This is a genomic window from Sphingomonas sp. BK235, from assembly GCF_004345855.1.
In the GTDB taxonomy this organism is placed as follows: domain Bacteria; phylum Pseudomonadota; class Alphaproteobacteria; order Sphingomonadales; family Sphingomonadaceae; genus Sphingomonas.
Map to the genome: position 1 here is coordinate 100,035 of NZ_SLXN01000004.1, position 18,808 is coordinate 118,842.

Here is an 18,808-nt window from a genome sequence, read left to right on the forward strand (position 1 = left end):
CCCACGCGCGTGATGCGCTGCCACGAGGCAGGCCGCTTGTTCGTCCAGCCCGATCATCCCGGTCCACCCCCGTCATCCCGGCCTTGAGCCGGGATCCATCCTTCCGGGAGAGCAACGTCTCCCGCTCCCGCGGCACCATGGATCCCGGGTCGAGCCCGGGATGACGGGGTGATCCGCTTCCGCGACATTGAACATCTTGGGTCCACACCCGCGCGATCGGCAAACATCGCTGGCCATCGCCGCCTTATTCCGCTAACGTCACGAATGCCGCGGAAATGGTTGACGCGTGTTCATCAATAATCCGCACTTAACTGCGTTCGGTGACGAAGCTTTCTACGCTTGCCCGGTAATAGACGTCCAATCGAATCTCTCTCGTATTGGACGGCGGCAATGCAGAACTCCGTGTATATCGACAACAGCATGAAATCTGTCGTGCAGAATGCGGTCTGGCTGAACAACAAGCTCGACGCGATCCAGCTCGTCGGCGGGTTCGGCAGCTGGTGGGACTTCAACGAATCGCCCAAGTGGATCGCGCAGCAGGTCGCGGGCGCCGATCTCGACATCAAATGGTCGATCGGCCTGATTCCCTGGGGCGCCACGCTCGAGAATGCCGCCAAGGGCCAGTATAACGACAAGTATCTCGGCCTCGCCAAGGACATGGTCGCCATGGCGGGCGGCGACGACAAGATCTATGTCCGGCTCGGTTGGGAGATGAACGGCAACGGCTGGTTCCCCTGGTCCGCCAACGGCCATGAGAAGGCCTATGTCGGCGCGTTTCAGCAGTTCGTCGACACCTTCCGCTCGGTGTCGGACAAGTTCGTCTTCGAGTGGACCCCGAACATCGGCAGCCAGGGCATGGACCCGGCCAGCACCTATCCCGGCGACGCTTATGTCGACGTGATCGGGCTCGACTTCTATTACAACACGAAATGGGATCCCAAGGACCCGGTCGCGGCGTTCAACTATTTCGTCAACCAGCCGTTCGGGCTGCAATGGCAGCAGGATTTCGCCGCCGCGCACGGCAAGCCGACCGCGGTCGGCGAGTGGGGCGTCAATTCCGACACCGCGGGCGCCTTCATCGAGATGGCGGCGCAGTGGTTCGAGGACCACAACGTCACCTACCAGAATTACTGGAACTCCAACGCCGACTTCGAGGGGCGCCTGTCGGACGGGCAATATCCCAACGCGGGCAAGGTGTTCCAGGCGATCTTCGGCCAGGGCATCGATCCCTTCGCCAACGACACCAAGGTGGTGAACCGCAGCGGCGGCAGCGGCGTCGACATGCTGATCGGCCACGCCGGCAACGACACGCTCTCGGGTGGCGCGGGCAATGACTTCCTGCACGGCCGCGCCGGCAACGACTGGCTCGACGGCGGCGCGGGCAACGACCTGCTCGACGGCGGCACCGGCGCGGACATGATGATCGGCGGGACCGGCGACGACACCTATCGCGTCGATCATGTCGGCGACACGGTGGTCGAGAAGCCCGGCGAGGGCTATGACACGGTGGAATCCTCGATCGACTTCGACATGGCCGGGCTCAACGTCGAGGCGCTCCGGCTCACCGGCACCGCCAACCTCAAGGCCTATGGCAGCGCCGACGCCGACACGATCACGGGGAACGACGGCAACAACCTGATCGACGGGCGCGGCGGCGCCGACACGATGGCGGGGGGCCGCGGCGACGACACTTATTATGTCGACCATGTCGGCGACAAGGTCATCGAGCTCGCCGGCCAGGGCAACGACACCGTTCATGCCTCGGTCTCGTTCGACCTGGCGGGCACCTCGGTCGAGACGCTGCGCCTCACCGGCAACGCGCATCTCTCCGCCTTCGGCAACGACGATGCCAACGCCTTGTTCGGCAATGCCGGCAACAACGTGCTCGACGGGCGCGGCGGTGCGGACGTGATGACCGGCGGCGCCGGCGACGACGTCTATTATGTCGACCATGTCGGCGACAAGGTGATCGAGCTCCAGGGCAAGGCGCAGGGCAATGACACCGTCTATGCCTCGGTCAGCTACAATCTCGCCGCCACCTTCGTCGAGACGCTGGTGCTGACCGGCACCGGCAACATCAGCGCCACCGGCAACAGCCAGGCCAACACGCTGATCGGCAACGCGGGCGACAATGTCCTCAACGGCATGGGCGGCAATGACGTGCTGACCGGCGGGGGCGGCAGCGACACGTTCGTCTTCACCAAGGCGGGCCATGCCACCATCACCGACTTCGGCGCCGGCGACGTGCTCGACCTCGCCGGGCTGCTCAAGGGCAACAAGGTCGCCACCGTCGCGCAGGAGCATGACGGCGTGCTGGTGACGATCGACGCGGGCAGCTCGGTGCTGCTCGAGGGGCTCGATCTGGCGCACCTGCTCAAGACCGACACCGGCTTTCACTTCGTGTGAGCCGCGCGGGGGGCGCGGGGCGGCGGCACGGCGCCGCGGCCCGGCGCCCCCCGCACCCGCCCCGCCGCGCGCGGGCTTACTGAGCACTTGCAGCAATTTGCGTTATCGGGGATGGCAGGATCGTCTAGCAGGGGACGATCATGCAGGTTCTGGTCACCGGCGTCGCCGGTTTCATCGGCAGCCATGTCGCGCGGCGGTTGCTCGCGCGCGGCGACACCGTCGTCGGGATCGACAATCTCAACGACTACAACCCGGTCCAGCTCAAGCGCGACCGGCTCGAGGCGATCGTCGCCGACGGCGGCGCGGAGCGCTTCACCTTCCACGAGCTCGACTTCAGCGACCATGAGGCGATCGACGCCGCGCTCGGCGCGACCGAGATCGAGCGGATCGTCCATCTCGGCGCGCAGGCGGGGGTCCGCTACTCGCTGACCAACCCGCGCGCCTATGTCGCGTCCAATCTCGCGGGCCATGTCAACATGCTCGAGCTGGCGCGCGCGCGGCGCGTCGACCAGATGGTCTACGCTTCCTCCTCCTCGGTCTACGGCACCAGCCCCGACCTGCCGTTCCGCGTCGAGCAGCGCGTCGACTTCCCGATCTCGCTCTACGCCGCCACCAAGAAGGCGGACGAGCTGATGAGCGAGACCTACGCGCATCTGTATCGCATCCCGCAGACGGGGCTGCGCTTCTTCACCGTCTACGGGCCGTGGGGCCGCCCCGACATGGCGGTATGGGGCTTCACCGACAAGATCCTCTCCGGGCAGCCGATCGAGGTCTATAACGGCGGCAACATGCGCCGCGACTTCACCTATATCGACGACATCGTCACCGGCATCGTCGCCGCGCTCGACAACCCGCCCGCCGACGACGGCCAGGTCAAGGCCGGCGGCAGCGTCTCGCCGCACCGCCTCTACAACATCGGCAACAACAAGGCCGAGGAGCTGGAGACGCTGATCGGGCTGATCGAGCAGGCGTGCGGGCAGAAAGCGATCCGCATTGACAAGGGGATGCAGCCCGGCGACGTCCCCGCCACCTACGCCGACCTCACCGCGATCCGCGACGATCTCGGCTTCCGCCCGACCACGCCGATCGCGGTCGGCATCCCTTTGTGGGTGGAGTGGTACAAGGGCTATCGCGCGCGGCGCGGCTGAACCGCGCCGGGACGCCGCCGGCGCGCCGATCCGCGCGCGCCGGCTTGCCAGCGCGCCGGCACCGCGCGATGGTGGCGCGATGAGGGGCGATACCGACTGGCGCTACGCGACGACGACGACCGCGCTGGTGCGGCGCACCACGGTCGAGCTCGGCCCGCTGCGGATCACGCGCGAATATACCGTCACCACGCTGCCGGCGCGGCTGCCCGCGCTGGTGCGGCCGCGGCGACGCCGCTGGCCGGCGCTGCTCGCGGTCGTGGCCGCGACCAGCGTCGGCGGGCTCGCGGTGGCCGCGACCAAGCTGCCGCCGCGCGCGCCCTATTCGGTCAGCGTGCCGGTGCCCGAGCGCGTCGCCGCCCCCGCGCCCGCGACGACACCGACCCCGCGCGCCGCGCGCCGCGTCACCCCTGCCCCGTCACCCAGCGCGACCGACGCCACCGACGCCACCGAGGCGGCGATGGTGCTCCCCGGCCCGGCGACGCGCGCGGCGGCGGTGGCCGCGGCGCTGCGCACGGGCGAGATGACCGAGTGGCAGCGCGCCGACGGCGAGCGCGGCTTCGTGGTCGCGGGCGCGGCCGAACCGGACGGCGCGCGCACCTGCCGCGCGCTGTCGGTGCTCACCCGCGGTGCCGGCGGCGACCGCGTCGAGCAGCTACGCGCCTGCCTGCGGGACGACGGCGCGGCCGGGTGAACGGGTTGGTGCCATCGCACGATGGCCCCACCGCCCGTGCCCCGGCGTAGGCCGGGGCCAAGTCCGGCGAGGACAATGAGTCCCACGACGACCTTCCCACCTGGGCCCCGGCCTCCGCCGGGGCACAAGCTCGCGCGCACCGCGCTTCCTCACTCGTTCAAATAGGACCACACCTGCGAGATCACCACCGATCCCTCGCCCACCGACGAGGCGACGCGCTTGACCGATCCGGCACGCACGTCACCCACCGCGAACACCCCCGGACACGACGTCGCGTAAGAGGAGGCGCCGCCCGCCGCGCGCCCGGTCAGCACGAAGCCCTTGTCGTCGAGCGCCACGCGATCCGCCAGCCACGCGGTGTTGGGCGCCGCGCCCACCATCACGAAGGTAGCGCAGGTCTCCACCACACGCTCGGCGCCGTCCTGGCGGATCGTCACCGCCTCGAGCGCGTCGCCGCCATGGACCGCGACCATCTCCGCGCCATAGTCGATCGAGATCGCGGGATCGGCCTCGAGCCGGCTGGTGAGATAGTTGGACATGGAGGTGGCGAGCGAGCGGCCGCGCACCAGCAGCCGCACGTGCCGCGCCACCCGGCTGAGGTACATCGCCGCCTGCCCCGCCGAATTGCCCCCGCCGATCACGATCGCCTCGGCGTCGCGGCAGAAGCGCGCCTCATTCTCGGTCGCGGCGTAATAGATGCCGCTGCCCTCGAAATCGCCGAGCCGCTCGATCGGCAGCCGGCGATATTGCACCCCGGTCGCCACCACCACCGCGCGCGCGCGGACGCGCTGGCCGGTGTCGAAGGTGGCGCAGAACTGGCCGTCGTCGAGCCGGTCCAGCGCGGCGACGCGCAGCGGCATCGCGAAGCGCGTGCCGAACTTCATCGCCTGCACCTCGCCGCGCCACACCAGGTCCGCGCCCGAGATGCCGGTGGGGAAGCCCATGTAATTCTCGATCCGGCTCGACGTGCCCGCCTGTCCGCCGATCGCGGTGTCCTCCACCACCAGCGCGCCCAACCCCTCGGCGCCGGCATAGACCCCCGCCGCGGTGCCGGCCGGTCCGGCGCCGACCACCAGCACGTCGACCGCCTCGTCGTCGACGAACTCGCGGCTGAGGCCCAGCAGCCGCGCCACCGTCTCGGGCGTGGGATCCTCGACCACGCGGTCGCGGCCGAAGATCACCGCGGCGCGGCCCGCGTCCACCGCGCAGCTCGTCGCCACCGCCGCCGCCTCCTCGGTGCCGAGCGCATAGCTGCTGTAGGGGATGCGGTTGCGCGCGGCGAAATCGGCGACGCGGCGCACCCCGCGATCCTGCTCCTCGCCGAGCAGCACCAGCGAACTGTCGTGTGACTCGAGCTGGCGCCGGCGCCGCGCCGCCAGCACGGTGATGATGATGTCCGACATCTCGGGCACGTGCGCCATCATCTCGAGCATGCGCGCGCGCTCCACCTCGACCACGCGCGTGTCGCGGGCGGCGCGCATCGCCATCGACCAGCTGCCGCCGCTGAGGAAGCCGATCTCCGCCATGAACTGGGTCGGCCCCAGCGTGGAGGGGACGTGGCGCTCGCCGGTGAAGCTGTTGACCACCTCGATCTCGCCGTCCTCGACATAGACGAAGCTCTCCACCGCGTCGCCGGGGCGGACGAGGAAGGTGCCGGCGGGATAATGCCGCTCGGTGCCCGCGGCACGGATCGCGGCGACATGCTCGGGGTGGAGCGGCACGCGCTGCATCTCGCGCAGGTCGCGCCCGATCGTTTCCATCGCTTCTGCTCCCGCCGCTGTCGCCCGAGCGCGCATGATGGCGGGGGCGGCGGATCACCGCAACGGGTCGGCTGCGACACGCGCGCGACAAAGCTGAAACATGCCGCCATCCGCGCGCATCATCCGCGCGGCAGAAGGCGCTCTCCCGATGCGAGGAACCGACGTGCGCGCGCTTGCCCTATCCCCCTCCCCCGGCGACGCCGTCGCGGCGAGCGCGCTGCTCGACCGCGAGCTGCGTCGCGTGCGCCGCGTCGCGACGATGCTGCACGACCGCCGCTCGGTGCGCGAGCTGGCGGCCTATGAGCGCGAGCTGGAGGCGAAGCTGGCGCGGGCGCGGCGCGGCGTCGAGCTGCTCGACGCGACGTTGCGCGGCTTGGGGTAGACGCGCACCGCACCTCACCCCATCGTGACGCGACGCACCAGCCCGTCGACGGGCACGTCGTGGAGGCGGCGGAAGCGCGCCTCGATCAGCCCGAACAGGCCGAAGGCGGCCAGCCCCAGCGCCACCAGCACGTCGAGCGGGCTCTCCAGCCAGGCGAGCACCTCCGCCATGCCGCCGGCCTCGCTCGCGCGCGACGCGACGCCCGCGCGCAGCAGGAAATAGGCGCTGACCAGGAACACCGCGCCGCGCGCCGCATAGCCCGCGCGCCCGCTCCACTGCGCCCAGGGCTGCCGCGCCACCGCCGGATCGAGATAGCGCAGGAAGGTGCCCTTCACCGCCTTGACCAGCTGCACCACGCCGACGAGCGCGATCACCGCGCCGCCGATCATCACCAGCGCCGGTCCGCCCGGCAGTTCCAGCGCCGCGCGCGCGCCGTCCTGCGCGCCATTGCCCGCCTGCGCCGCGCCCTGGATCAGCCGCACCGCCTGCCAGGCGAGGAACAGATGGATCGTGCCGCTCGCCGCCGCGCCGACGCGCTCGGCGACGCCCGAGCGATCGTCGCCGTGGCGCTCGATGTCGAGCGCGGCGTCGGCGAGCCGCCACACGCCATAGCCGACCAGCCCCGCCGCCATCGCGCCGAGCAGCAGCTGGCCGCCGCCCTCGCCCAGATAGGCGATCGCGCCCGCCGGATCCTCGGCGCGACCGGTGCGCAGGATCAGGAAGGCGATCACGAGATACAGCAGGCCGCGCACCGCGAAGCCGATGCGCGTGAGGGTGGTCAGCCGGGCGCTCGCGTTCATGTCGATCCTTTCGCTCACGCCGCGCCAACGGCGCGCGACCGCGCGCGTTCCCGCGCCGCGCTCGCGCCCACCGGAACGCCGGTCGGTTAACGCTTTGGCGACCTCCCGCCTTTATGGGAGGATCAGGAGCAGGCTTTTGCTATCTCGCGATTTTTCCACTGACAGGCGGTTCGGCGCGCGCTTCATCGCGGCGGTGGTCGCGCCCGTGCTGCTGCTCGCGCTGGGGCTGACCGGCTTCGCCGTGTCCGCGCTGCGCACCGCCGCGCATCAGGCCGATCGCGTCTCCACCGAGCGGCAGGCGCGCGAGGTGCGGCTCGCGCTCGATGCCGCGCTGGACGAGCTGGCGCTCAGCCAGGCCGGGGTCGCGATCTGGAACCTGCTCGACCGTCAGCTGCGCCAGCCCGCGCCCGACTGGACCTGGGTCGACGACAATGTCGGGACCTGGCTCAACGCCACCTTCGCGCACGACATGGACGCGATCCTCGGCACCGACGGCGCGCCACGCTATGTGATGCGCGACGGCGTGCGCGCCGCGCCCGCGCGCTACGCCGATTATGCCGCCGCGGCGCGCCCGCTGATCCTTGCCGCGCGCGGGCTCGCCGCCGACCTGCCCAACCCGCACGAGCGGCTCGCCGGACGGCGGGCGCACCCGCACGCCACCGCGCGCACCTCGCCGCGCGCGGTTCATGCCACCGACCTCGTCACCGTCGGCGCGCGCCCCGCGATCATGAGCGTGATGCGGATCATCCCCGAGGGGAGCGCGATGCCCGCGCGCCAGACGCGCGGGCCGCTGCTGGTCAGCCTGCGCTACCTCGACGGCGACTTCGCGCGGCGACTCGCGCGGGTGCAGCTGGTCGCGGACGCACGCATCGCCGCGCGCGCCGAGGCACGGCCGGGCGAGCAGGTGATGCCGCTGGTGTCGAGCCGCGGCACGCGCGCGGGCTATCTGATCTGGCGCCCCGATCTGCCCGGTCGCTCGGTCTGGCACATGATGCTGCCCAGCGCCGCGGCGGCGCTGGCCGCCTTGCTCGCCGCGCTGGCGGCGTTGATCGCGAGCGTCGCCAAGCTGGTGCGCAGCGACGCGCGCTCGCTGGCGCGGCTCAACGCGGCGCATCTCGCGCTCCAGGCCAAGGAAGCGCAGGCGCATCATCTCGCTTATCACGACACGCTCACCGCGCTGCCCAATCGCGCGCTGTTCAACTCGCTCGCCGATCAGGCGCTCGCCGCCGCGGCGGATCGCGGCGGCGCGCGCGCGGTGCTGCTGATCGATCTCGACCGGTTCAAGCAGGTCAACGACACGCTCGGCCATCTCGGCGGCGACCAGTTGATCCAGCTCGTCGCGGCGCGGCTGCAATCCTGCGTCGAGAGCGGCGACGTGGTGGCGCGGCTCGGTGGCGACGAATTCGCGGTGCTGCTCGCCGATCGCGTCGACGAGCGCGCGGTCGGCGCGGTCGCGGGCGCGATGGTGGCGGCGATGCGCGAGCCGTTCAGCGTGCTGGGCACGCAGGTGTTCGTCGGCGCCAGCATCGGCATCGCGCCGCACCCGCGGTGCAGCGGCGACCGCGCCGAGCTGATGCGCATGGCCGATATCGCGATGTACCGCGCCAAGGCGGAGGGGCGCGACGCCTATCGCTTCTTCACCGCCGACATGGACGAGAGCGTCAAGACGCGGCGCGCGATCGAGCGCGACCTGCGCGCCGCCATCGCCGCGCGGCGCGAGCTGACCGTCCATTACCAGCCGCGGATGGACGCCGCGGGCGCCCGCGTGATCGGGCTGGAGGCGCTGGTGCGCTGGCATCACCCCACGCGCGGGCTGCTCGCGCCCGACGCCTTCATCGCGGTGGCGGAGGAGACCGGGCTGATCGGCGCGCTGGGCAGCTGGGTGGTGCGCGACGCCTGCGCGGTGGCGCGCGCCTGGCCCGCGCTGTCGATCGCGGTCAACCTGTCGCCGGTGCAGTTTCGCGCGCGCGGCATGGCGGCCGAGCTGATCGCGCTGGTGCGCCAGGCGGGGGTAAGCCCGCAACAGTTCGAGCTGGAGGTGACGGAGAGCATCCTGCTCGACGACGATGTCGCGGTACGCGGCGCGCTGGCCGAGCTGCGCGGCGCGGGCTTCCGCATCGCGCTCGACGATTTCGGCACCGGCTATTCCAGCCTCGGCTATCTCAGCAAGTTCGAGGTGGACAAGATCAAGATCGACCAGAGCTTCACGCGCCGGCTGGGCGAGAGCGACGACGCCGCCGCGATCATCCAGGCGGTGGTGCGGCTGGGCCATGCGATGGGGCTGTCGGTCAGCGCCGAGGGCGTCGAGACGCGCGAGCAGCGCGCCTTCCTCGAACATGCGGGCTGCAACGAGTTGCAGGGCTTCCTGTTCTCCGCCGCGGTGCCGGCGGCGTCGCTGCCCCCGCTGCTCCACCGCGCCGCCTGATGGCGGGCGCCGGATCGGGGCGGCGCCGCCTTCAAAGATGCGCCGCCGCGGCCTAGGCTGCGCCGATGTCGACCACCCCGCCGCCCGCGCGTCGCGCGCTGATCCTGCTGGCCTGGGGCGCGACCGCGCTCGCCGCGCCCGCCGCCGCTGCCCCCGATCCCGCCGCGCGGGAGCGCGCGCGCTGGCGGGCGCACGCCGCGGCGGTGACGATCACCCGCGACGATTGGGGTATCCCGCACGTGCGCGGGCACAGCGACGCCGATGCGGTGTTCGGGCTGAGCTACGCGCAGGCCGAGGACGATCTGCCGCGGATCGAGGCCAATTACCTCGCCGCGCTGGGCCGCACCGCCGAGGCCGAGGGTGACGGCGCGCTCTGGGCCGACCTGCGCCAGCGGCTGTTCGTCGACGAGGCCGCGCTGCGCGCCGACTATGCCGCGAGCCCGCGCTGGCTGCGCGACCTCACCCAGGCCTGGGCCGACGGGCTCAACCATTATCTCGCCACGCATCCGCAGGTGCGCCCGCGCGTGCTGCGCCGCTACGAACCCTGGATGGCGTTCAGCTTCTCCGAGGGCAGCATCGGCGGCGACATCGAGCGCATCCCGCTGAGCGCGCTGCAGAGCTTCTACGACCGGCCGACCCCGCCCAGCCCGGTCGAGCGCGGCAGTGTCCCGCGCGAGCCGACCGGATCGAACGGCATCGCGATCGCGCCGCGGCTGACGCGCGACGGCCATGCGCTGTTGCTCATCAACCCGCACACCAGCTTCTACTTCCGCTCGGAAGCGCAGCTGAGCAGCGACACCGGCCTCGACGTCTATGGCGCCAGCACCTGGGGGCAGTTCTTCGTCTACCAGGGGTTCAACGCGCACGCGGGCTGGATGCACACCTCGTCCACCGCGGACAATGTCGACGAGTTCGCCGAGCGGGTCGAGCGCCGCGGCACGGGCTGGGCCTATCGCCACGGCGCGGCGTGGCGCGCGGTGACGACGCGCCGGGTCACGCTGCGCGTCCGTCGCGACGACGGCACGATGGCGACGCGCGCCTTCACCGTCTATCGCACGCATCACGGCCCGGTCACCGCGGCGCAGGACGGGCGCTGGATCGCCACCGCGCTGATGTGGCGGCCGCGCGCCGCGCTGGAGCAGAGCTGGCTGCGCACCCGCGCGACCGATCTGGCGGCCTATCTGCGCGTCGCCGAGCGCAAGGCCAATTCATCCAACGACACGCTCTTCGCCGACGACAAGGGCGAGATCGCGTTCCTGATGCCGCAATTCATGCCGCGGCGCGACGACCGCTTCGATTACACCCGTCCGGTCGACGGCAGCGACCCGCGCGCCGACTGGCACGGGCTCCACCCCTTGCCGACCTTGCCGAGCGTGCTCAACCCGCGCACCGGCTGGGTCCACAATACCAACGACTGGCCGTGGAGCGCGGCGGGGGCGGACAGCCCGCGCGCCGCGGATTACCCGCGCTACATGGATCAGGAGGGCGCCAACGCGCGCGGCGAGCATGCCGACCTGCTGCTCGCGGGGCGCAGCGGCTGGACGCCCGAGCGGCTGCGCGACGCCGCCTTCGATCCCTATCTGCCCGCCTTCGCGCGGCTGTTGCCGGGGCTGGTGGCGGCGTGGCGCGCGCTGCCCGCGGACGATCCGCGCCGCGCCGCGCTGGCCGCGCCGGTGGCGGTGCTGGCGGGGTGGGACCATCGCTGGGGCGCCGATTCGGTCGCGACCAGCGTCGCGGTCTATTGGGGCGATCACTTGTGGGGCGAGGTCGGCGCGGCGGCGCGGCAGGCGCGGCTGTCGGTGCCCGATTACATCGCCGCGCGCGTGCCCGCCGCGGCGCAGCTCGCCGCGCTGGCGGCGGCGGTGGAGCGGCTCGGACGCGACCATGGCGACTGGCGCACGCCCTGGGGGCGGATCAACCGCTTCCAGCGGCTCGACGGCGCGATCGTGCCGCACTTCGACGATGGGCGCGACTCGGTGGCGGTACCCTTCACCTCGGCGCAATGGGGCAGCCTGGCCTCGTTCGGCGCGCGCCGCTGGCCCGGGACCAAGCGCTATTACGGGACGAGCGGCAACAGCTTCGTCGCGGTGGTGGAGTTCGGGCCGCGGGTGCGCGCGCGCGCGGTGATGGCGGGCGGGCAGAGCGGCGACCCGGCGTCGCGCCACTTCGCCGACCAGATCTCGCGCTACGCCGACGGCGCGCTGCGCCCGGTCTATTTCTACCCGGACGAGCTGAAGGATCATGTCGAGCGGCGCTATCATCCGGGCGAATGAGCGCGACTATTCCGCCGCCCAGGCCGCGACGTCGTCCTCCTGCGCGATCAGCGCGAGCCCGTGCGCGATCGAGGTGAGCTCGCCGCCCGCCGCGATCCGCGCCGCGCCGAAGCGCGCCGCGAACAGCGCGCGCACCGCGGGCACCAAAGAGCTGCCCCCGGTCAGGAACACGCGGTCGATGTCCGCCGCCGCCACCCCCGCCTGCGCCAGCGCGCGGTCGAGCGTCGCCGCGATCCGCGCGAGATCGTCCGCGATCCACGCCTCGAACTCGGCGCGCGCGACCTCGCGGTCGATCGTGACGCCCTCGCCCGCGAAGCGGAAGCGCGCGCGCTCGGCGCCGCTCAGCGCGCGCTTGAGCTGCGCCACCGCGTCGTAGAGCGCATAGCCCTGTTCATGCTCGATCAGCGCGATCATCCGCGCGATCGCCTCGGGATCCACCGCGCTGCGCCGCAGCCGGTCGAGCTCGGCGAGCGTGCGGCGGTTGCGCATCAGCGCCAGCCGCGACCAGTCGGCGAACTCGGCGAACCAGCCGTCGGGGATGTCGAGCAGTTTGTCGAAGGAGCGATAGCGCCCGCCCTTGCCGATGAGCGGCAGCACCAGCCGGTCGACGATCCGCGCGTCGAACCGGTCACCCGCGATGCCGATCCCGGCGTGGCCGAGCGGGACGCAGCGCCGCGCCGCGCCCGGCTCGGCGACGCGCACCACCGAGAAGTCGCTGGTGCCGCCGCCGAAGTCCGCGACCAGCAGCGTCGCCGCGCGGTCCAGCGTGCTGGCGTCGGCATAAGCGGCGGCGAGCGGTTCGTAGACATAGTGGATCGCGCGCGCGGTCCCCGCGAACATCGCGTCGTAGCGGCGCCGCGCCAGCGCGGGATCGGGGCGCGCGCCGGCGAAGGTGACGGGGCGCCCCACCACCAGCCGGTCGAGCCCCGCGAACCCGCCCGCGGCATCGCGCGCGAGCGCGTCGAGGAACAGGCGGCCGAGCTCCTCGAAGGTGAAGCGCTTCTCGAACACCGGCGCGCTGTCGAACGCAGCGCTGGCGGCGACCGACTTGAACGACTGGAGGAAGCGGCTGTCCGCGGGGAACTCGAGATATTCGCGGATCGCCGCCGGCCCCGCCGCGGCCGCCAGCCCACCGCGCGCGGCGGCGTCGTGCCAGAAGCACAGAGCGGTGCGGAACACGGGCGCGTCACCCGCGAGCGCGAGCAGCTCGGGCGCGGCGCCGACGCGGGCGCGCGCGGCGACGGTGTTGGTGGTGCCGAAGTCGAGGCCGAGCGCGGTCATGCGTGTCTCCGGAAAGCGCGGGAGGCGTGCCCTATCGCCGCGGCGCGCGCTCGGGAAGCGCGGATCGGGCGCGGCGCGGACGCGAAGGCCCGCCGGTCCGGGCGCGCCTCACCCCTCCCCGGCGCGGGGAGGGCGATCGCGTACGACGGCAAGGCGCACCGGGCGGTGCACATACCGCCGTCATCCCGGACTGGGTCCGGGATCCATGGATCCGGACCCAAAAAGGCGGCTTGCACCTTGCGCGTCTGATCTCCCGCTGCTTTTCACGGTAGACGCTGTGATGAGGGAGGTCGCTTTCTCTTCCCTCATCGTCATCCCGGCCTCGCGCCGGGATCCATTCCTCCGCGAGAGCAACGCCGGCGGCCCTCGCGGCACCATGGATCCCGGGTCGAGCCCGGGATGACGGACGTAAGCCGCTTCCGCGACAATGAACCTCATGGGTCCGGACCCATGGTTCCGGGAGAACAGTGGCTCACGCGGACGCGGCACCATGGATCCGGAGCCAAGCCCGGGAGACGGAGCGGCATGCGGCGAGCGGAAGCTGTACGAATGGCCATAGCCCGGCACGGCGAGACGGGAGGAATGGGGGCACCCGCGCCTCCCCATCCGGCCCCGCCGGCAGGACAGCCCCGTCGCTATGCCGCGTTGAGCTGCTCCAGCAGGTCGGTGACGCGCGCGCGCAGCTCGGGCTCGCGCGTGATCTCCAGGATCGCGCCCAGGCTGCGGCGCGCGGCGGCATGGTCGCCATCGACCAGCTCGAGCCGCGCGCGCTCCCACCAGCCGTGCGGCTGGTCGGGCGCGAACCGCGTCATCCGGCCATAGAGTTCGAGCGCTCGCCGCCCCTTGCCCGCCAGCTCGGCGCGCGCCGCCTGGTTCTGCACCAGCCGCACCAGCACCGCGCGATTGGGCATCGCCGCGACATGCGTCACCGCCTGCCCCGGCCGCGCCGCCTCCAGCAGCGCCGACAGTCGCTCCGCGCCGACGCGCGCGCCGCCCGCGAAGGGATCGACGATCACCGGCTCGCTCTCGGCCTCGATCAGCACCAGCACATGGCCGGGCACGTCGAGCACGTCGGCGCTCCAGCCCAGCCGCCGCGCCGCCGCGACATAGAGGATCGACAGGCTCACGGGCAGCCCGCGGCGGCGTTCCAGCACCTGGAGCAGATCGGCATTGGCGGGGTCGTCGTAGCTCGCGGTGTCGCCGACGAAGCCGAACTCGCCGCCGATCACCTCGGCGAGCGCGCCGGCCCGTTCGGCCGCGGTCTCGGCGTCGGCGCCGGCGACGTCGAGGCGGATCGAGATCGCCTCGAGCAGGTCCTGCGCGACGGTGGCATCGGCGCCGGGATGATCGGCCAGCGCGAGCAGCAGCGCGGCCTCGTCGAGCGCGATATCGTCCTCGTCCATCAGGCCGAGGCGGGTCAGGTCGTCGTTCATGCCCGCCAGATGGGGACGCCGCCGCCCGGGTGCGAGGGGTGGGCGCGGCGTAGCGGGCGGCGCCCGCCGCGCGGCGCGACGCGACGGCTTGCCCCCGGCGCGCGGCACGATACGATGCGCGCATGGTCACACGGCGACATCTCATCGGCTCCTCCCTCACGCTCGCCGCGGCGGGCAGCCTCGGCGGCTCGGGCGGCAGCGCCGCGCCGCGCCCCTCGGCGGGCCGGCTCAAGCAATCGGTCAGCCGCTGGTGCTACGAGAAGATCCCGCTCGACCAGCTCTGCACCTTCGCGGCGAGCATCGGCCTGTCGGGGATCGATCTGCTCCAGCCCAAGGATTACGACGTGCCGCGCCGCCACGGGCTGCGCTGCACGATGGGCTATGCCGCGGACGAGATGACGATCCCCAACGGGCTCAACCGGCGCGAGAACCATGACGCGATCGAGCGCGCCTTCCGCACCGGCATCCCGCAGGCGGCCAAGGCGGGCGTGCCCAATGTCATCGCCTTCTCGGGCAACCGCCGCGGCATGTCGGACGAGGAGGGCGCGGCCAACACGATCGCGGGGATGAAGCGGCTGACCCCGATCGCGGAGGACCACGGCGTCACCATCTGTCTCGAACTGCTCAACAGCAAGCGCGACCATGCCGATTACATGGCAGACCATACCGCCTGGGGCGCGCGCGTGATGGAGGCGGTCGGCTCGCCGCGCGCCAAGCTGCTGTACGACGCCTATCACATGCAGATCATGGAGGGCGACCTGATCGCCACGATCCGCGAGAACATCCGCTGGATCGGGCATGTCCATACCGGGGGCGTCCCCGGGCGCCACGAGCTGGACGGCACGCAGGAAGTGAACTGGACCGCGGTGTCGCGCGCGCTCGCCGACCTCAAGTTCGACGGCTATCTCGCGCACGAGTTCGTCCCCGCGGGCGATCCCCTGCCCGCGCTGCGCGCCGCGGTGCGCACCTGCACGGTCTGACACGCCGGTCGGGCGGATGACGCGTCATCCGCCCGAGCGATCCCGGCCGATCGGCCGGCCCCGGCGTCGTCCCGGCCCGCGGCCGGGACGACGCGGCGCGACGCTTACAGCCCCACCTTGAAGCCCGCGCGGACCATCCGGCCGAAGATGCCGGTGCCGCCCTGCACCGCATTGTAGAGGTTGGCGCCATAGGTCGCCGGGTCGATCGGCGGCAGGTCGTCCAGCAGGTTGACGACGTTGACGTAGAAGGTCGCGCGGTCGTTGATCTTGACGCTGCCGGTCAGGTCGACGGTGATGTAGCTCTTCACGTCGCACGGGACATAGCCCGGGTTGAGCGAACAATCGCCGCGCGTGCCGCCCTGGTCCTCCGCCGACAGATTGTAGCCGTCGAAATATTGCGCCGTGGCGCTGAGCTGATAGGCGCCCGCGGTCAGCGTGTTCTGCCACGACCCGCGCCAGCGCGGCGTGCCCGAGCCGGCGGTCAGGTTATAATTGCCCAGCGTCCCCTGATAGGTCTGCTTCGACCCGTCGGCGAATTCGGTCGACAGTTCGAGGATCAGGCTCGCCTGCGCCACCGAGGAGAAGCTGATGTCCTCGCCCAGGTCGAACGTCCCCGAGGCGCCGAAGTCGATGCCCTCGGAGCGGATCGTGTTCTCGTTGACGTAGCTGGCCTCGACGAAGGCGAGACGCGGCCGCGCGGTCGGGAAATTGGGATCGCCCACGTCGGGCACCAGCCCGAAGCCCGGGGGCGCGTTCTGCCCCGCGTTATAGGCGTCGATCGCGGCCTGGTTGTCCGCCGCGGCGATCGCGTCGGTCTTCTTGATGTTGAAGTAATCGACCGTCAGCGTCACCTGCGGGATCGGCTCCACGATCACCCCCGCGGTGAAGCTGCGCGACTTCTCGGGCTTCAGGTCGGGGGTGGCGCGCGTCGTCTGTCCGTAGGACGAGTTGCGGATATAGGCCGGGCAGGAGGTGAAGCTCGCCTGGCTACAGCCATATTGCGCGAGGAACGCGTCCGAATAGGTCGAGGGCGAGGCGTTGACGAAGCCGCTGGTCGGGAGCGAATTGGCCTCGCCGAAGCTGGGGATGCGGAAGCCGCGCGAATAGGTGCCGCGGATCGCGAGCTGGCGGAACGGCGTGAACTTGGCGCCGACCTTGGGCGAGAAGGCGTCCTGCCCGCTCGAATATTTGTCGTAGCGGCCGGAGACGTTGACCAGGAATTGGTCGACGATCGGCGCGTTCAGCTCGGCGAAGCCCGAATAGACCGAGCGGCTGCCGTCGATGCCGAAGGCGTTGAGCACGAAATAGCGGTCGGTCGGGCCGTTGTAATCGGGATTCGCGCTGGGCGAGTTGATCGACTCGTAGCGATAGGCGACGCCGAGGCCGAGCTGGAGCGGCCCGCCCGGCAGCGTGGCGAGCGAGCGGCCGAGCGTGGCCTGCACCTGCACCATGTCGGATTCGGCGTTGTTGATATTGTCGGGCGAGAGGAAGTTCTGCTGGTCCTCGGAATTGTTGAACGGGTTCACGAAATCATAGCTGCCGCGCGCGATCGCGGTGAGCAGGTTGTCGATGCGGACATAGCCGCGCTGCAGCCGGCGCAGGTCGGTGTGCATCGCGGTGGCGTCGACCGCATAGTCCCAGGTGTCGGCGACCTGCCCCTTGATCCCGAGCGCGGCGCGATACACGCGGCTGCGCGTCTCGTCATACTGGCGGATGCTGGGGATGCGCCCGACGATCCGCGCCACCTGCCCGCTGGCGGCGAAGGGATTGTTGGGGTTGAGCTGGCCGTTGCCCGCGTTGCAGCCGGTGTCGATGCCGTTGGCCGCGCCCACGCCATTGGCGCAGACATAGACGGGCAGCGTCAGCGCGAACGAGCCCGGCGCGAACGCGCCCCCGGTCCCGCTGGTGGTGAAGCGCGGGAAGTCGATGCCCGCATTGGCATTGGCGCGGATGATCCCGAGGTTGCCCGCATAACCGACGCGGCTCTGCTGGAAGTTGAACATCGCATAGGCCTCGGCATCGTCGCCGACGCGCGCGCTGAACCGCGCCGAGCCGCCGAAGCGCTCGATCTTGGGCGAGATCACGCCGTCGTTGTTGACGATATCGTCCTGGCAGACCGAGGTGGGCGCCGCCGCATTGGCGGTCTCGGCGAGATCGGCGGGCGACAGAGTGTAGCTCGGTCCGCGCGTGCAGCCCAGCGCCGGGTTGAGCGCCTGATAGCGGCCCTGCGCGGTGGTGTTGGCGGCGTTGTACGGCCGGACGTAGAGCGTGCCCCCCGTGTTGAACACCGATTCCGAGAAGGTGTAATTGCCGTCGCCGTCGAGCCCGTTGACGACATTGTTGGGGCCGCACTCGCCGTCGTTGCAGATGCGGCGCTGGTCGGAACTATTGTACGGATACGGGCGGTCGCGGTTGTAGAGCGCGCTCTGGCGGAAATAGAAGCCGCTGACATAAGCGTTATAGCCATTGTCGTCGATGTCGCCGGTGCCCGCGATCAGGCTGAGCCGCTGGTTGGAGGCGTCGCCGCGGTCGCTGATCCCGGCCTCGGCGCGACCGCCGATGCCCTTGTACTGCCGCTTGGTGATGATGTTGACCACGCCCGCGATCGCGTCCGCGCCATAGCTGGACGAGGCGCCGTCGCGCAGCACCTCGATCCGGTCGACGATGTCGTCGGGGATGGTGTTGAGGTCGACGAAGTTGCGCGTGCCGTCGTCGGACAGCGGGTAATAAGCCGCGCGCAGGCCGTCGAACAGCACCAGCGTCGAGTTGGTCGACAGGCCGCGCAGCGACACCGCCGAGGCACCGCCCGCGAACGCGCCGTTGGCCGAGAAGGAGTTGGTCAGCGCGGGGCCGTTGTTCGAGGTGAGCTGCTGGATGCCCTCCTGCACCGTGGTGACGCCGCGCTGGTCGAGCGCCTCGGCGCTCACCGTGGTGACGGGCGAGGGGCTGGCGCGATCGGTCGTGCGCAGGATCGATCCGGTGACGACGATATCGCCGCCCGCCGGCGCGTCGGGGCCGGCGGCGGGCTCGACCGGGCTCTGCTCTACCGGCGCGGGCGGCTGCGCGTTCTGCGGCGCGGTCGGCGTGGTGGGCGACGCGGTCTGCGCGTGCGCCGGCGCGGCGGCGAGGACGGTCAGGCTGGCGAGCGCGAGCGCGGAGCAAGCGACCCCGTGGCGCAGCGACGTGCGCGAGAACAGGCGATGATCGGACACGATGGCCTCCCTGATGC

12 protein-coding genes are annotated in these 18,808 nt (G+C 71.4%); 7 read left to right on the forward strand and 5 right to left on the reverse strand.

The annotated features are described in order from the left end of the window. Positions 1-390 precede the first annotated feature (390 nt). The 3 genes from EV292_RS12345 to EV292_RS12355 all read left to right on the forward strand — a co-directional run bounded on the left by EV292_RS12345 (position 391) and on the right by EV292_RS12355 (position 4,245). Entirely contained in the window at positions 391-2,406 is a 2,016-nt protein-coding gene (locus tag EV292_RS12345) for a glycosyl hydrolase (protein ID WP_132909528.1), read from the forward strand. Positions 2,407-2,546: 140 nt separating this feature from the next. After that, the gene (locus EV292_RS12350) at positions 2,547-3,554 is read left to right on the forward strand and encodes an NAD-dependent epimerase/dehydratase family protein (RefSeq protein WP_132909529.1); all 1,008 of its coding nucleotides are present in this window, start codon (positions 2,547-2,549) and stop codon (positions 3,552-3,554) included. A 79-nt stretch (positions 3,555-3,633) separates the two neighbouring features. Further along, on the forward strand, positions 3,634-4,245 hold the full coding sequence (locus EV292_RS12355) for a hypothetical protein (protein ID WP_132909530.1): 612 nt from the start codon (positions 3,634-3,636) through the stop codon (positions 4,243-4,245). A 149-nt stretch (positions 4,246-4,394) separates the two neighbouring features. Here EV292_RS12355 and EV292_RS12360 read toward each other — a convergent pair whose 3' ends face one another. Next, positions 4,395-6,005: a cyclic nucleotide-binding domain-containing thioredoxin-disulfide reductase gene (locus tag EV292_RS12360; RefSeq protein WP_132909531.1), complete on the reverse strand. Its 1,611-nt coding sequence runs from the start codon at positions 6,003-6,005 to the stop codon at positions 4,395-4,397. Between the two features lie 148 nt (positions 6,006-6,153). On the opposite strand from EV292_RS12360, the gene EV292_RS12365 reads away from it, so the two are divergent. Beyond that, on the forward strand, positions 6,154-6,387 hold the full coding sequence (locus EV292_RS12365; RefSeq protein WP_132909532.1) for a hypothetical protein: 234 nt from the start codon (positions 6,154-6,156) through the stop codon (positions 6,385-6,387). Positions 6,388-6,401: 14 nt separating this feature from the next. Here EV292_RS12365 and EV292_RS12370 read toward each other — a convergent pair whose 3' ends face one another. After that, positions 6,402-7,187 carry a DUF1206 domain-containing protein gene (locus EV292_RS12370; RefSeq protein ID WP_132909533.1) on the reverse strand — a complete coding sequence of 262 codons (786 nt, stop codon included), beginning with the start codon at positions 7,185-7,187 and terminating at the stop codon, positions 6,402-6,404. A gap of 136 nt (positions 7,188-7,323) precedes the next feature. Here EV292_RS12370 and EV292_RS12375 point away from each other — a divergent pair, with 136 nt between their 5' ends. Both EV292_RS12375 and EV292_RS12380 read left to right on the forward strand, forming a co-directional pair. Next, complete coding sequence (locus EV292_RS12375; protein ID WP_165927096.1) at positions 7,324-9,612, forward strand: EAL domain-containing protein; 2,289 nt, start codon at positions 7,324-7,326, stop codon at positions 9,610-9,612. 65 nt (positions 9,613-9,677) lie between these two features. Further along, positions 9,678-11,885, forward strand: a complete 2,208-nt coding sequence (locus EV292_RS12380; RefSeq protein WP_132909535.1) for a penicillin acylase family protein — start codon at positions 9,678-9,680, stop codon at positions 11,883-11,885. Positions 11,886-11,891: 6 nt separating this feature from the next. On the opposite strand, the gene EV292_RS12385 is transcribed toward EV292_RS12380, so the two are convergent. Continuing rightward, positions 11,892-13,166: an Hsp70 family protein gene (locus EV292_RS12385; RefSeq protein ID WP_132909536.1), complete on the reverse strand. Its 1,275-nt coding sequence runs from the start codon at positions 13,164-13,166 to the stop codon at positions 11,892-11,894. A gap of 635 nt (positions 13,167-13,801) precedes the next feature. Next, complete coding sequence (locus EV292_RS12390; protein WP_132909537.1) at positions 13,802-14,599, reverse strand: transglutaminase-like domain-containing protein; 798 nt, start codon at positions 14,597-14,599, stop codon at positions 13,802-13,804. 122 nt (positions 14,600-14,721) lie between these two features. Here EV292_RS12390 and EV292_RS12395 point away from each other — a divergent pair, with 122 nt between their 5' ends. Then, on the forward strand, positions 14,722-15,579 hold the full coding sequence (locus EV292_RS12395) for a sugar phosphate isomerase/epimerase family protein (RefSeq protein WP_132909538.1): 858 nt from the start codon (positions 14,722-14,724) through the stop codon (positions 15,577-15,579). Between the two features lie 104 nt (positions 15,580-15,683). Here EV292_RS12395 and EV292_RS12400 read toward each other — a convergent pair whose 3' ends face one another. Next, positions 15,684-18,791 (reverse strand): TonB-dependent receptor, encoded by a 3,108-nt coding sequence (locus EV292_RS12400; RefSeq protein WP_243693749.1) that lies wholly within the window; start codon positions 18,789-18,791, stop codon positions 15,684-15,686. Between the last annotated feature and the right edge of the window lie 17 nt (positions 18,792-18,808).